General features: G+C 47.6%; 11 protein-coding genes. 4 read left to right on the forward strand and 7 right to left on the reverse strand.

Features of this window, described 5'->3' with window-relative positions:
* The first annotated feature begins 228 nt into the window (after positions 1-228).
* Positions 229-1,962, forward strand: coding sequence for an arginine--tRNA ligase (argS, locus tag MTO69_RS09245; RefSeq protein ID WP_248328579.1), 1,734 nt, complete (start codon positions 229-231; stop codon positions 1,960-1,962).
* Positions 1,963-2,135: 173 nt separating this feature from the next.
* Entirely contained in the window at positions 2,136-2,564 is a 429-nt protein-coding gene (locus tag MTO69_RS09250; RefSeq protein WP_248328581.1) for an HIT family protein, read from the forward strand.
* A gap of 27 nt (positions 2,565-2,591) precedes the next feature.
* Here MTO69_RS09250 and MTO69_RS09255 read toward each other — a convergent pair whose 3' ends face one another.
* From MTO69_RS09255 to znuA, 5 genes are all read right to left on the reverse strand, one after another.
* A complete protein-coding gene (locus MTO69_RS09255; protein ID WP_248328583.1) occupies positions 2,592-2,822 on the reverse strand; it encodes a FeoC-like transcriptional regulator in 231 nt (76 codons plus the stop codon).
* On the reverse strand, positions 2,819-5,095 hold the full coding sequence (gene feoB / locus MTO69_RS09260) for a Fe(2+) transporter permease subunit FeoB (protein WP_248328585.1): 2,277 nt from the start codon (positions 5,093-5,095) through the stop codon (positions 2,819-2,821). Before feoB ends, MTO69_RS09255 begins: the two co-directional genes overlap by 4 nt.
* Positions 5,095-5,322 (reverse strand): FeoA family protein, encoded by a 228-nt coding sequence (locus MTO69_RS09265; protein ID WP_248334449.1) that lies wholly within the window; start codon positions 5,320-5,322, stop codon positions 5,095-5,097. The genes feoB and MTO69_RS09265 overlap by 1 nt, the downstream gene beginning before the upstream one ends.
* Before the next feature lie 763 nt (positions 5,323-6,085).
* Positions 6,086-9,391 (reverse strand): AraC family transcriptional regulator, encoded by a 3,306-nt coding sequence (locus MTO69_RS09270; RefSeq protein ID WP_348983332.1) that lies wholly within the window; start codon positions 9,389-9,391, stop codon positions 6,086-6,088.
* A 199-nt stretch (positions 9,392-9,590) separates the two neighbouring features.
* Positions 9,591-10,472, reverse strand: coding sequence for a zinc ABC transporter substrate-binding protein ZnuA (gene znuA, locus MTO69_RS09275; RefSeq protein ID WP_248328587.1), 882 nt, complete (start codon positions 10,470-10,472; stop codon positions 9,591-9,593).
* Between the two features lie 78 nt (positions 10,473-10,550).
* On the opposite strand from znuA, the gene znuC reads away from it, so the two are divergent.
* Positions 10,551-11,336, forward strand: a complete 786-nt coding sequence (gene znuC, locus MTO69_RS09280) for a zinc ABC transporter ATP-binding protein ZnuC (protein WP_248328589.1) — start codon at positions 10,551-10,553, stop codon at positions 11,334-11,336.
* Positions 11,329-12,114 (forward strand): zinc ABC transporter permease subunit ZnuB, encoded by a 786-nt coding sequence (gene znuB / locus MTO69_RS09285; RefSeq protein WP_248328591.1) that lies wholly within the window; start codon positions 11,329-11,331, stop codon positions 12,112-12,114. The genes znuC and znuB overlap by 8 nt, the downstream gene beginning before the upstream one ends.
* Positions 12,115-12,362: 248 nt before the next feature.
* On the opposite strand, the gene purF is transcribed toward znuB, so the two are convergent.
* Complete coding sequence (gene purF, locus MTO69_RS09290) at positions 12,363-13,877, reverse strand: amidophosphoribosyltransferase (protein WP_248328593.1); 1,515 nt, start codon at positions 13,875-13,877, stop codon at positions 12,363-12,365.
* Positions 13,878-13,910: 33 nt separating this feature from the next.
* Positions 13,911-14,402, reverse strand: a complete 492-nt coding sequence (locus MTO69_RS09295) for a CvpA family protein (protein WP_248334451.1) — start codon at positions 14,400-14,402, stop codon at positions 13,911-13,913.
* Positions 14,403-14,455: the final 53 nt, after the last annotated feature.

The raw sequence follows: 14,455 nt of genomic DNA on the forward strand, positions 1-14,455 counted from the left end.
GTTGATTTTTCCGCAATACTAACAACATCATTAGTAAAAGTGGAAAATTTCCCAATTAACTCCCTATATGCGCGCCGATAAAGTTGCTATTATGTGCGCCAAATTTATGAACCAGATCAAGATATACATTCACTCCACCAGGTGGATATTATTCAGCATTTTCCTTACTAGGGCTGAAAAGAAAAGAATGTATACCTAACCAATTCCCAAGAATTGAAGGAAGCGCGTGTGAATATCCAAGCACTTATTAACGACAAAGTATCTCAGGCTCTAGAAGCCGCTGGCGCACCGGCAGGCAGTCCTGCGGCAGTTCGCCAATCTGCAAAACCTCAGTTTGGTGATTACCAAGCGAACGGTGTAATGGGCGTTGCAAAAAAACTAGGTACTAACCCACGTGAGTTTGCCCAAAAAGTTCTGGATGTTCTTGACCTTGATGGGATTGCAAGCAAAACCGAAATTGCAGGCCCAGGCTTTATCAATATTTTCTTAAGTGAAGAGTTCCTTGCGAAACAAGCCGAAGCAGCTCTACAAGACGCTCGTCTTGGCGTAAGCCCAGCCGAGCAGCAAACGATTGTTGCTGATTACTCAGCACCAAACGTTGCCAAAGAAATGCACGTTGGACACCTTCGCTCAACCATCATTGGTGACGCCGTGGTTCGCACGCTAGAGTTTCTTGGCCACAAGGTCATTCGCGCCAACCACATCGGTGACTGGGGCACTCAGTTTGGTATGTTGATCGCCAACCTAGAGCGTGTTCAGCAAGAATCAGGCGAAGTGTCAATGGAGTTGTCTGATCTTGAAGCCTTCTATCGCGAATCGAAAAAGCTTTATGATGAAGACGAAGAATTCGCCGTAAAAGCGCGTAACTACGTTGTTAAGCTACAGAGCGGTGATGAGTATTGTGCGGAGATGTGGAAGAAACTGGTCGATGTCACTATGGTACAAAACCAGCGCAACTACGACCGCCTAAATGTCTCGCTGACCCGTGATGACGTGATGGGCGAGAGCATGTACAACGACATGCTGCCAGGTATCGTTGCCGATCTGAAAGAGAAGGGTATCGCCCAAGAAGACGATGGTGCGCAAGTGGTATTCCTAGATGAATACAAAAACAAAGACGGTGAAGCGATGGGTGTCATCATCCAAAAACGCGACGGCGGCTTCTTGTACACCACCACAGACATTGCTTGTGCTAAGTACCGCTACGAAACCTTAGGTGCTGACCGTGTGCTTTATTTCATTGATTCACGCCAACACCAGCACCTAATGCAAGCTTGGACTATTGTTCGCAAAGCAGGCTACGTTCCTGAAGAAGTCACTCTAGAACACCATGCATTTGGCATGATGCTGGGTAAAGATGGTCGTCCATTTAAGACTCGCGCTGGTGGTACTGTTCGCCTTGCTGACCTACTTGATGAAGCTGAAGAGCGCGCGATCAAGCTCATTGAGTCGAAAAACCCTCAGCTCGATGCACAAGAGAAAAAGAACATTGCTAACACAGTCGCAATGGCAGCGGTGAAATACGCCGACCTCTCTAAGCATCGTACGACAGACTACGTGTTTGACTGGGACAACATGCTGGCGTTTGAAGGCAATACGGCTCCTTACATGCAGTATGCTTACACACGTGTTGCCTCTATTTTTGCCAAAGCTGGCATTGCTATGGATCAGCTTGAAGGCGATATCAAAGTCACTGATGAGAAAGAAAAAGCGCTGATTGCTAAATTGCTTCAGTTTGAAGAAGCGGTGCAATCTGTTGCTCGTGAAGGTCAACCGCACATTATGTGTAGCTACCTGTTCGAACTCGCAGGTCAGTTCTCAAGCTTCTATGAAGCATGCCCAATCTTGAGCAGCGAAGACGAATCAGTGAAATTGAGTCGTCTAAAACTGGCAGCGTTAACGGCTAAGACCATCAAGCAGGGTCTAGCACTACTAGGCATCGAGACGCTAGAGCGCATGTAAGAGTTTCGAGTTTCGAGTTTCGAGTTTCGAGTTTCGAGTTTCGAGTTTCGAGTTTCGAGTTTCGAGTTTCGAGTTTCGAGTTTCGAGTAAATTTGAAAGGTTGACGTGAGAACGTCAACCTTTTGTTTTATTTGGCGTATACTCTGGTCATCATTCCCCATTGGAACACGATTATGAGTTTTGAACTTCACCCTCGACTGGCGCAAGACACGACAGTGATCGGTCACTTTCCGCTTTGTGTCGCGCTACTACACCGCGACAATGCAGTGCCTTGGGTTATTTTAGTCCCAAAGCGAGCGCAGCTAAAAGAGCTTCACCATTTACCGATGCAAGAGCAACAGCAGTTTTTGCTGGAATCGCAAGCAGTCAGTCAAGCACTTGAAGCCACCTTCCGCCCAGATAAACTTAACCTCGGCGCGCTCGGGAATATGGTGCCACAGCTGCATATTCATCACATTGCAAGATTTAGTGACGATATTGCTTGGCCAGGTCCAATCTGGGGCAATACTGAGGGGCAATTTCGCGACGACCAGCAGCAGGAAGAGATACAGAGACGAATCGCCAATGTCCTCTCTCTAAGTAGCTTGTTTCAGCGCCAATAATAAAGCCGCTCCAAAGAGCGGCTATGGTTACATGGTGACAGCCATTGGTAATTGGTGGTGAGCAAGATAGCGGTACCTAATACGAGTCACTCGTTGCTTATCATTGGTATCAACCAAGCGCGATACTTTCCCTTTGCTTATCCAAATCGATAGCATCGCATCTACGCCATCTTCACTAAGGTGAAACTGCTTGGCGAGATCTTTGCGGCTAACGCAGCCATGTTGCTCTATGTGCTGTTTCAGTTGAGTCAAGATCATAGTGCTGGCGACTCCACTAACTGGATCTGTTTTTGTCCAAATCGCTTCAACATTCGATAAGCGATAAAGCCCACCAAAATGATGGCCACAATCCAAGTGGTACTTTGTAGCGGATGCTCAACAAAGTGAGAGGCTTGGTAGTACAAGGTTGCGCTTGCGTACGCGAGACCCATGGTCCAGGTCGCAATAAAGCGTGCGTAGTGAACGCCAAACTCACGCACATAAGCACCCATTGCAGCGACACAAGGCGTGTAGAGCAAGATAAACACTAAGTACGCCATGGCGGCACTACTTGAGGCAAAGAAGGCTTTTAAGTTACCAAAGATTGCCGAGTCTACCTCTTGCTCTTGAGCAACAGCTTGGCTGTCTGATAAATCCCCCACTTCAATGCCGAGCGGATCAGAATAACTAAGGCTGGCGAAATTATCAGGAATGGACATCAACGCCTCTTCAAGGCTTGCCTTTAGGTCAAATTGCTCCGTTTCCCCTTCACTTGGCGCATATAAACTATTCAAGGTGCCGACGACTGCTTCTTTGGCAAAAATTCCGGTAATGATACCAACGGTAGCTGGCCAGTTATCTTGTTGGATCCCCATCGGCGCAAACACTGGCGTGACTACTTGCGCAGCCTTAGACAATAGCGAGCTTTCACTATCCTCATGGCCAAAGGTGCCATCAGTGCCGACAGAGTTAAGGAAACTTAGAATAGTGACCACAATGACGATCGTTTTTCCTGCCCCGAGGACAAAGCGCTTCAACTTTTGCCATGTTTTTATCACCACATTGCGCATCGTTGGCAACTCGTAGTCTGGCATTTCCATCACTAGCGTGTCACTCGAGCCTGGATACAGGGTGTGCTTCAGTACCAATCCGGTTAGCACCGCCGCCACTATGCCCAGAATGTACAGAGCAAACACCACGTTCTGACCATTATCAGGAAAGAATGCGGCGGCGAACAGCGCGTAAACGGGCAAGCGTGCACCACATGACATAAATGGGGCCATTGAGGCAGCCAGCTTACGTTCGCGCTCTTGGTCTAGCGTTCGCGTCGCCATGATAGAGGGAACGTTACAGCCAAAACCCAACACCAAAGGCACAAATGCTTTCCCCGGTAAGCCGATTTTCTGCATGACCTTGTCTAAAACAAACGCAGCGCGCGACATGTAGCCAGAGCTTTCAAGTAGCGCCAAAAACAGGTAAAGACAGGCGATTACCGGAATAAAAGTCGCAACCGTTTGAATCCCTCCACCGACGCCATCAGTAACAATCGTGACTAACCACACAGGTAAATGATCATCCAACAGATAGTGGCCGCCATCCACCAATAAGGCCCCAACCCCAATGTCAAAGAAGTCGATAAAAGCGCTACCGATGTTGATGGAGAACATAAACATCAGGTACATCACCACAAAAAAGAACGGAACACCGACCCATTTATTCAAAATGACAGTATCGACCTTCTCGGTGAAGCTGTGGCTGAGCTTACCTTCCGAACGACGAACTCGTTGGCACAACTGATGTAAAAACGTATATTTCACATCGGCCACCAACAGGTCAACATCCAGTTCGATGCGTTGATGCAATGCGTTAATCTCTTCACGCTGCTGTTGGTGGAGCCCATTTAAAACCAGTAAGTCTTGTTCCAGCACACGAATAGCGAGGGCACGCTTAGATACCTCCGACTGAGACTCAAACAGCCCCTCGACATGCTCGATCGCCCGCTCAAATGGTTCGCCATAGTCGAGGCACAGTTCGTTCAACGTCACCCCAAGCACTAGGGCTTTGTGTAACCGCTGTTTGAATGCTTTAACTTGCGCGCTGTTGTTGGCGGAGATAGCCATCACCGGGCAACCTATGGTTTTCTCAAGCGCTTTAATGTTGATGTTCTGCCTTTCACGCTTGAGAGCGTCCATTTTGTTGAGCACCACAATCATAGGTCGACCAAGCTCACGCAACTGCAGCGTCATATACAAGCTTCGCTCCAGACACGTGGCGTCAACGACATTAATGATCAGATCCGCAGGATGAGTGAGTACCGCACGCGATGCAATGGACTCGTCAATGCTGTTGCCATCGTTACCACTGTCTAACGCGTAGATGCCCGGCAAATCAGTCAACAGAAACTCATCTCCAGAGTGACTGTATCGACCCGTTTTCTTTTCAACAGTGACGCCTGCCCAGTTGCCGACCTGCTGCTTTGCACCCGTTAAGCCATTAAAAAGTGTGGTTTTGCCGCTATTGGGGTTACCAACGGTAAGAATCGAATACTGCATTAATTGATCTCCACGTTCACTGATTCTGCAATCTTGCTGCGAACGGCGAGTGAAACACCACGCACCTCAACTTGAAGCGGGTCGCCCATTGGCGCACGTCTTATTAAGGTCACGGGGGTTTGAGGCAACAACCCCATTACCATTAGCTTTTTTCTTACATCATTTGAAAGGTGCTCAAAGCCAGTAATTGTTGCTTTTTGCCCCTGCTGGAGTTGTGACAGTTTCATAGACAAGCCATTTAGATTAAAATGAGAACTATTGTTATTAACGATTGCAATAGTATCCATACCATTTATCGATAGTCTTGTTTGAAATCAAAGTTTGCAGCTATAGCAGAGTAAAAATCGTTAAAAGCGACTCCGTTAAATTCGTCAAAACAAGCAAAAAACGCCACTTTCAGTCACATCGGCCTTTAACTCCACATCATGACAGACGAGCAATTTCCCATATTATCAACCACTTAAAATAGTGTCGTTTTTCTTATGTCACCTTGGCGTTAATTTTATAAGTAAAATAAGTGGGTGAGGATATAGTTAATTACGTCGAGAGGGAGCACCCTTTAGACAACAACATTGAATTCCAGAGGTGGTGCCTAGCGCGCCACTCCGGCAGCAAGCGAAGGTGTCATTGGCACCCGTGGTATGGTCCCCCCGGCCGTACCACGATATTTTTTTTCTTTTGTCCCGATTGTCACTCCCCTACCAGCCCTCATAGAAACGTGTCACGCGATTTCTCACACAAAGTAGCAAAACAAAGTAACTACTAGCTCACTGTCATCTATTGATTCTCGGAATATCGCTACGCGATAGTGGCTGTGGCAACACGGCTTTGCTCCCATACCAATCGAATCGATTGGCTGATGCTTGTGGCTGGTTAAAAACGCAGATAGCTGCGCTAAAGATTAGGTGGGTAGAACAATAGTTAGCAGCACAGACCAACGATTACATCAAACAGCCACAATGACTCTAGGTATTGATACTGATTGAATCGCTACAGCGCTTCTTGCTGTTCTACGAACTGGGTGGGGGACAAGCCGAAACGATGTTTGAATCGCTGGCTGAAGTAGGAAGGGTCATTGAAACCGCACTCAAAGGCGACGTCAGACACCTTGCCACCCGCTAGTAGCCGTCGACAAGCATTGTCCAAACGAACGTCAGTCAAATATTCAGTAAACGTTTTATCGAAAGCGGACTTCACTCGGCGCTGAAGGCTGCGTTCTGACACAAACAAGTGTTTAGCGGCCGCTGAAGTACTAAATTCCGGGTCACTGTAGTGCTTCTCAACCAAATAAGTCAGTTTTTCGAGCCACGGGTCATGCTCATGTTTCTGAAGAGAGACATCATCACTCGGCGTGGTGGCGGTGGTTTGCTCTTCAAACGCCTCGCTATTGGGCCATGACAGCTCAATCAGATTACGTTCATTCGATGCATGACGATACACCCTACCGCCACTCTGTTCGACCAACTGGGCAAACTCGTCGCTGTTGTCCCCTTCGCCATCCATCACTGGATTGCCTTGGTCGAGTATCGCAACCGTCACCCAGTCGTCACGCTGCTGCAACTGGATCATCACGGTTTGATTGCGATAGCAGCGCTTTACGATACTGGCGAATATCAGGTTGAATACTTCATCAAGGTTGAAACGCTCCAGACTGACATAAAAATCCTGTGGAGTTTCAATCTCAATGTGGATCGCCGCTTTATCGAGATCCTCTTGCCAGCCACGTGTGACAGACTGAAGAATCAAACTTAAATTATAAACCGGACGGGCTTGGCCATTGGTTGAGCGCGTGTTAAGCAACAGTTCGAGCTCGTTGACCAAATATTCCACCGCCGAACGCCCGCTTTGTAGCTGTTCGGTTTGGTTGAGAAGTTTATTTCGTAATGCATGAACTGACTCAATGAAAATGAGTCGCCTAACTTGCAACTGTTTACGCAATTGCTGATTGTTGCTGACTAAGATCCGACTTTGGTGCCTAAGTTGATTGGTTTTGAGAGCGACTTGAGCGCGCAGCTCTCGGTTTGAATTGGCCATGATTCGCGAGCGCCAATAAACAACCAATGCTAAGGCAAGCGTCACTATCAACACATAAATAACTAAAGCATAAGAGGTGAGATACCAAGGTTCACTGACAGCAAAGTCAAAGCGCTTGATCGCGCTGCGCTCCATCCCATTGCGTACTGCGCGTACTTCCAGTGTATAGTCGCCAGCCTTGAGGTGTTCGATCGATAGCGTCGCTCCGTCAAGCAGCTGCCACTTATCATCATGATTTAAACGAAACTCAAGGTTGAGATTGCTGGAGCTGGGAATAGTGCCAAACTGGAAAAACAGTGAATCCCCATAGTTAGCACGTAAACGCTGCCGCACCGTGTTGCCTAATGAAAACAGTTGTTGGTTACGCTGTATTTGACTGAAGATCACTTCAACTTGCGGCATTGCCGAGTCGATCAGTTGCTCGGTATCCACCTCGATAAAACTCTGACGTGCCCCAAGAACTAACCGGGATAAATTTCCACTGCTAAAACTGCAAAGTCCTGCAATAAACTCATTGTTTATCAGTCCCAACGGTTCGCCATAGTGGGCTAAAAGCTCACCGGAGCTGGCGTATCGAGACAAACCACTGGAGGACGTTAGCCAGATACCATTGTCATTGTTCAAAATACATTGCGGGGTAACATGGCCATCCATCATAGTTAACGGCTGGGTTTGCAGCTGGGATATGTTGAGCTGATAAGCACCATAGCGACCTGCAATCCAGAGCTGTTTCGATGACACAGGCTCGATATCCACCACCTCACCGTAACGAGTGCTTTCACCAACAAAACGGACCTCACCATCTTGGAGCAAATAGATGCCATGGTCAGTGCCCAGTGCTAAAGAACCGTGAGAAATGAGTGAAAGATCGGTAAGTTTTGCTGGCAAGTATTGGTCTATCATCCAATCAGAGCCCAACGAGGTGTAACTTCGGCTGCCAAGATGATAACTCCACAACTGGCTATCGCCCGCTCCCCACAGCAACCCTTGCTGATCCAATTCGATAAACCGCACATTTGTTTGCTTCAAGGCGTTTGGCAAGTCATCTTGAATGACTTCTCCCGTCACCTCATCGATACAGACTATGCCCTGCTTAGTCGCTAGCCATAGCACGCCATCGCCTTGCTCAAAATCGTTCACCTCTCCCCAATAAACAAGCTCGCGACGATCTAAAGCGTTAGCACCCAAGCGATAGAGTCGGCGGTTGGTCAGCATCCAATAGCCATCTTGGGTTAAGTTTGGCTCTATCTTTATCGCGACCTCGCTATTTCTCCCAGGCCCAGCAAATAGGTTGTCATGACGAACAAAGTGGCGTGAAAAAGTAGAAAAATAGCGCACTCCGCGGTCGGTTGCGATCCACATCCCACCCTGCTGATCGTTCAGCAGTGCATAGATCTTTTCACCGCCGAGCGCATCTCCCGCCCATATACCTTGATCAAACCGGCTGGTTTTCCCGCTCGAAAAAGTATACACGTATAGCCCTAATTCGGTGCCAATCCAATAAGCTTGCTCAGTCTCAGCGACACTGAGCACATGACTGTTGGAGATCTTTATAACAGGCTGATTGGGCTGATAAATATCAACCACAAACGCGCCGCTTAGGCTACCAATAACCAGCTCATTGCGCGATGGAGAGAAATACAGGGTTTCAATGTAGTTTTTCCCTGAGCTCGTCACATGCTGAAACGTCTGTTGGTCGGATAAAAAGGCCCCGGAGCTTGTCGCTAACACCCATTTCGAGTAAACAAACTTTGCATCGGTAATGCTGATATTTGGCGATTGATTGTATTGGTAAAGTTCAGCGAGTGAGTACCGTTCAAGCTGCTGGGTATCGATATGATAGGTGTAAAAGGAGTCCTGATCTGACAACCAGATGAATCGCTGCGATGCGCCTATAGATTGGATTTCAGTGCCAGGCGTCAAGCTCAACATGAGCTGTTTTTCTTGATTCGGCACCGTACGATACAGTTCGTTGCGGAAATAGGTCCAAAACGCATTATCAACAAATGCCAGTTGCTCAGCGTCATGCTCCAGCGCCGAACCAAGCCTTGGCATGATATGTTCACCATCAAAAAATAAAACTTGGTTGCGTACATCTTGCAACCAAATCCCGCCTTCACCGCCATGAAACAAGCTTTTCGCCGCAATATTCTTCCCCTCCGCCAGACTAGGTAGAGGGTAAAAAACTTTTGGCGATGAGTTAAAAGACTGAACAGTGGCGCTAAATAGCATAACGCACAAGATCAGTATTAGCTTGTTCACTTATTTCAATCCCGAAGCAGCAAGGGTTTATCATTTAGATAAACATGAGCCGCACTGCGACCCAGTTATTATTTTGTGATAATAATTATCTAATAAATAAGTATATTAACAAGCTAAGTGACGCTATTTCGTCGTCAGTTTATCGGTGACTTCACAGATAAGCTGACAACACATCGCTCTTATGCATATAAAGAGCATATTATTTAGCCGATAGACATTGAGCAAAGTTATCAGCCATCGTTTGTTTAAAAGTAAAGTAACCGCCCTGTTTTGCTTCAATATCACTGCCGATCGGGTCCAGTTCACCCATAGCAACGTCACTGCCTCGGGTCACCGATTGAACCACGGCAGGCGTAAACTGAGGCTCAGTGAACAAACAGTAGACCTCATCACTGGACAATGCTTGACGGATTGAGATCAGTGTCTTGGCCCCTGGTTTTCTATCCGGGTTAATCGTAAACGCGCCTATATGATTCAAAGCGAAATCCTGCTCAAAATAGCCGTAGGCATCATGAAACACGTAGTAACCACGTTGCTTAACAGGCTCAAGTTGTTGCTTTATCGATTGTTGTTGCGCGGCTAACTGTTGCTTAAATGACGCATAGTTTGCTTGGTACTGAGCCGCATTTTGTGGGTCAATCTCGCTCAGTTTGTTGGCAATCGCTTCTGCCACTTGCAGTGTCGGTTGATAGCCGAGCCAGAAATGAGGGTCGTAACTACCGTGGTCGTGGCCATCATGATCGTGATGATCGCTTTCAAACTCTCGTAATGACAAATTTGGAATGTCACTTAAAGTCAGTACCTTGTTTTGTGCTTCCAATATCTTGCCTAAAAAAGGTTCCAAGTCATGTCCATACCAGATAACAAGATCAGCACGTCGGATACGCTTGACGTCTGACGGTCGCAGCGCATAATCGTGCGGTGATGCGTTGGATGCTAGCAGCACATCTGGTGTAGTGACACCATGAGCAATTTCTAAACTGATCAATTGAATAGGTTTAATGCTAGTGAGGATATTGGTCGCATGAGCTGCGCCGATGGACGCGACAAGCAACATCAGCAAAGTGATAAAACGTTTCATGTTGTGTGAATCTGACTGGTTTAACTGGGAAACAAATGTTACATTATAACATTAAACAATTGCAAATGAGTTCTATTCATGTCGACTCTCGTCGAACTAATTGATATCAGTGTGGCCTTCGATCAGCGAAAAGTACTCGATAAGGTCAGTCTGCGCCTTAACCGAGGTGAGATAACCACACTGATTGGCCCAAACGGTGCAGGAAAATCAACGCTGGTAAAAGTACTGCTCGGCCTGCAACGCCAGTTCAGTGGCACTGTTCATCGAGCCAAAGGACTAAAAGTTGGCTACGTGCCGCAAAAACTCAAGCTCAACGATACTCTCCCACTCAATGTTGAGCGTTTTTTACGTTTGGCTGGCCGCTACAGCCGACAAGAAATCAATGATGCGCTCAAACTGGTTGGTGCCGAACACCTCATCGCGAGTAATATGCACTCCCTCTCCGGAGGAGAAAATCAGCGTGTGCTGCTAGCTCGAGCTTTGCTGCAACGCCCAGACTTACTCGTGTTAGACGAGCCGGCACAAGGCGTTGACGTGCAAGGTCAGATTGACTTATATGATCTGATTGACACGATTCGCCACCGTTTTAACTGCGCCGTATTTATGGTTTCACACGATCTGCACTTAGTGATGGCCAAAACCAGCAATGTCATCTGCCTGCAGCATCATATTTGCTGCTCTGGTGCGCCCGCAGATATCGCCCAGCACCCAAGCTACATTGCGCTGTTTGGTCAAAACCACCAGCAGTCACTAGCGTTTTATCATCACCAACACCAGCATCACCATCATGATTTGGCCGGTGAACCTGTTAAAGGAGAGGCTCTGAGTTGCTCCCATCATTCACACGGACACCATCATGATTGAGTTTTTAATCCCTTCCATTTTTGCGGGGCTAGGTATCGCTGCGATTGCCGGACCTTTGGGATCTTTTGTCGTGTGGCGCCGTATGGCCTATTTTGGTGATACTTTAGCCCACGCTTCTCTAATGGGGCTAGCCTTGGGCTTTTTGCTGGAGATTAATCTCTATCTCGCGCTGACGGTTTGTTGTCTAGCGCTGGCGGTGCTACTGGTCACGTTACAAAAGCAGCAATTGGTGGCGACCGATACCCTACTTGGGATCCTCGCCCACAGTTCACTGTCACTCGGCCTTGTTGCGGTGAGCTTTCTGGATAATGTACGTATAGATTTAATGAGCTATCTGTTTGGCGATCTGCTAGCGGTGTCACCGACTGACTTAATGTACATCTACTCAGGCGTTGTGCTCGTGGGTGCGGTACTGATGATATTTTGGCGTCCGCTCCTCGCAACCACAGTCAATGAAGAACTGGCTGCGGTGGAAGGTTACAACGTTGACTTGATGCGGTTAATTTTGATGCTATTGGTAGGGCTAGTCATTGCAATCGGTATGAAGTTTGTTGGGGCGCTGATCATGACCTCGCTATTGATCATTCCCGCTGCAACGGCGCGTCGATTTGCCAAAGCTCCCGAGCAAATGGCTCTGTTTGCTGCACTTATCGGCGCTATCGCGGTATTGCTTGGCCTGGCACTCTCTTGGCATTACGACACCCCAGCAGGCCCTTCTGTCGTGATCAGTGCGACCATGATGTTTATGCTGAGTCAATTCTATCGAGTTCGCAGCTAGCGAGAAGCGAGAAGCGAGAAGCGAGAAGCGAGAAGCGAGAAGCGAGAAGCGAGAAGCGAGAAGCGAGAAGCGAGAAGCGAGAAGCGAGAAGCGAGAAGCGAGAAGCGAGAAGCGAGAAGCGAGAAGCGAGAAAAATTTGAAGGGTTGACAGTTAATGTCAACCCTTTTCTTTTGAATTCAGGCATTTAAATCCAAATACTAGACAGCACTACCTGAAACTTTCGGCGGTCATTACAAGCCTCTCGAAGCTACGCACCCTCGTTGTGCAGTTCAAGGTTCGCTAGGTCTTGTTGAATTTCGCGCTGCACTTTGGCATCGTCACTACGCAGTGACTCAAGAAAATCCAGATAGCTCTGATCGATATCACCGGTCACATACTCGCCATTGAAAACCGAGGTTTCAAACTTGGCAATGTCTGTATTGCCTAAACCGACGGCTTCAACCAAATCTTGCAGTGTTTGGAAAATCAATTCATCTGCGCCAATTTGCTTACAGATAGAGTCAGTATCACGACCATGAGCAATCAATTCGCTCGCGCTTGGCATATCGATACCATACACATTTGGGAAGCGAATTTCAGGCGCAGCAGAGACCATAAACACCTTTTTAGCGCCTGAGTCGCGTGCCATCTCAATAATCTGCTCAGATGTAGTACCGCGCACAATTGAGTCGTCGACAAGCAAGACATTTTTGTCCTTGAACTCAGAGCGAATGGCGTTCAGCTTGCGGCGCACAGATTTCTTGCGCTGCTGTTGGCCTGGCATGATAAAGGTACGACCTACGTAGCGGTTTTTCACAAAACCTTGGCGATAAGGTTTATCAATCGCTTGAGCAATCTGCAAAGCAATATCACACGATGTTTCGGGAATAGGAATCACCACGTCGATATCCAAGTGACTGTATTCGTCACGAATACGCTCACCCAGTTTTTTACCCATCTCCACACGTGCACTGTAAACCGAGATTTTGTCGATAAACGAGTCAGGACGAGCGAAGTAAACAAACTCAAAAATACATGGGTTAAGTGTTGGGTTATCAGCGCACTGTTTAGTATGTAGTTGGCCGTCAAAAGTCGCGTAGATCGCTTCTCCAGGGGCAACATCACGGATAAAGTCGAAACCGACCGCATCAAGGGCTACCGACTCAGATGCCACCATATACTCTGTGACGCCATTCACTTCGCGCTTACCCAAGCACAGAGGACGAATACCATGCGGGTCACGGAACGCCACCATGCCATGACCGATAATCATCGCTGTGACGGCGTACGCTCCACGAATGGTGCGGTGAACATTGGTCACGGCGCGAAACACGTCGTCCGTAGTCACATTGCCTTTTACCGAATCAATTTCGTGAGCCAACACGTTGAGCAACACTTCAGAGTCCGATGTCGTGTTGATATGACGACGGTCTTTCTCAAACAACTTATCACGCACTTCTGCTGCGTTGGTCAGATTACCATTGTGTGCAAGCGTGATACCAAACGGAGAGTTAACATAGAAGGGTTGCGCTTCTGAGGCACTTGAGCTGCCTGCTGTCGGATAGCGAACATGACCGATACCTACGTTACCCTGCAGGCGCTGCATGTGCTTTGCTTCGAATACATCCTTGACTAAACCATTCGCCTTACGCAGACGAAAACGATTGCTTTCTATGGTACAAATACCCGCGGCATCTTGGCCACGGTGCTGCAATACCGTCAATGCATCATAGATAGACTGGTTTACAGGCGAAGTGCCCACGATTCCAACAATACCACACATGTCTTAACCCTCGATTTTCGACAATAGCTGGCGCTAAATCGCGCCAGATAAGAAACTTGATGTTGCTTGCAAGTGTTCAAAGAAAGGGGCAATCACTCGGCTAAACTCCGGTACCAATTGCGACCCTTTCCACCACTGCGAGTCTGGAAACGTAGTAAACGCGTCCATAAAAAAAAGTGCAGCTGAGACAATCAAAACACCGCGTAAACCGCCAAATACGATACCCAGTACTCTGTCTGTTCCCGATAACCCTGTTTTCTGCACCAATTGAGCGATCACGTAATTAACCAACGCGCCGACAATTAAGGTGGCAATAAACAAAGCTGCAATCGCGGCTCCGTTACGAATCATGTCATCTTCAAGTCGCGTAAAATACACCGCGAGTTTTGCGTAATACTGGCTGGCGATAAAAAACGCCCCAAACCAAATCACCAGTGACAATGCTTCTTTGGCGAAGCCACGAACTAAACTGATCAACGCTGACAAGCCGATCACACCCAAAATGACAATATCTAATGCATTCATCATGAACTTACATCTTAAGTTGGCGCGCATTTTAACAGAAAAAACGCTGACGC

Origin of the sequence: Vibrio sinaloensis (genome assembly GCF_023195835.1) — a bacterium.
Taxonomy (GTDB): Bacteria; Pseudomonadota; Gammaproteobacteria; order Enterobacterales; family Vibrionaceae; genus Vibrio; species Vibrio sinaloensis_C.

What these genes read in the sequence shown, in the direction of transcription:
- znuA (WP_248328587.1), bottom strand. Translation starts at nt 10,472, where the DNA reads ATGAAACGTTTTATCACTTTGCTGATGTTGCTTGTCGCGTCCATCGGC.
- znuB (WP_248328591.1), top strand. Translation starts at nt 11,329, where the DNA reads ATGATTGAGTTTTTAATCCCTTCCATTTTTGCGGGGCTAGGTATCGCT.
- feoB (WP_248328585.1), bottom strand. Translation starts at nt 5,095, where the DNA reads ATGCAGTATTCGATTCTTACCGTTGGTAACCCCAATAGCGGCAAAACC.
- MTO69_RS09250 (WP_248328581.1), top strand. Translation starts at nt 2,136, where the DNA reads ATGAGTTTTGAACTTCACCCTCGACTGGCGCAAGACACGACAGTGATC.
- purF (WP_248328593.1), bottom strand. Translation starts at nt 13,877, where the DNA reads ATGTGTGGTATTGTTGGAATCGTGGGCACTTCGCCTGTAAACCAGTCT.
- MTO69_RS09265 (WP_248334449.1), bottom strand. Translation starts at nt 5,322, where the DNA reads ATGAAACTGTCACAACTCCAGCAGGGGCAAAAAGCAACAATTACTGGC.
- MTO69_RS09255 (WP_248328583.1), bottom strand. Translation starts at nt 2,822, where the DNA reads ATGATCTTGACTCAACTGAAACAGCACATAGAGCAACATGGCTGCGTT.
- znuC (WP_248328589.1), top strand. Translation starts at nt 10,551, where the DNA reads ATGTCGACTCTCGTCGAACTAATTGATATCAGTGTGGCCTTCGATCAG.
- MTO69_RS09295 (WP_248334451.1), bottom strand. Translation starts at nt 14,402, where the DNA reads ATGAATGCATTAGATATTGTCATTTTGGGTGTGATCGGCTTGTCAGCG.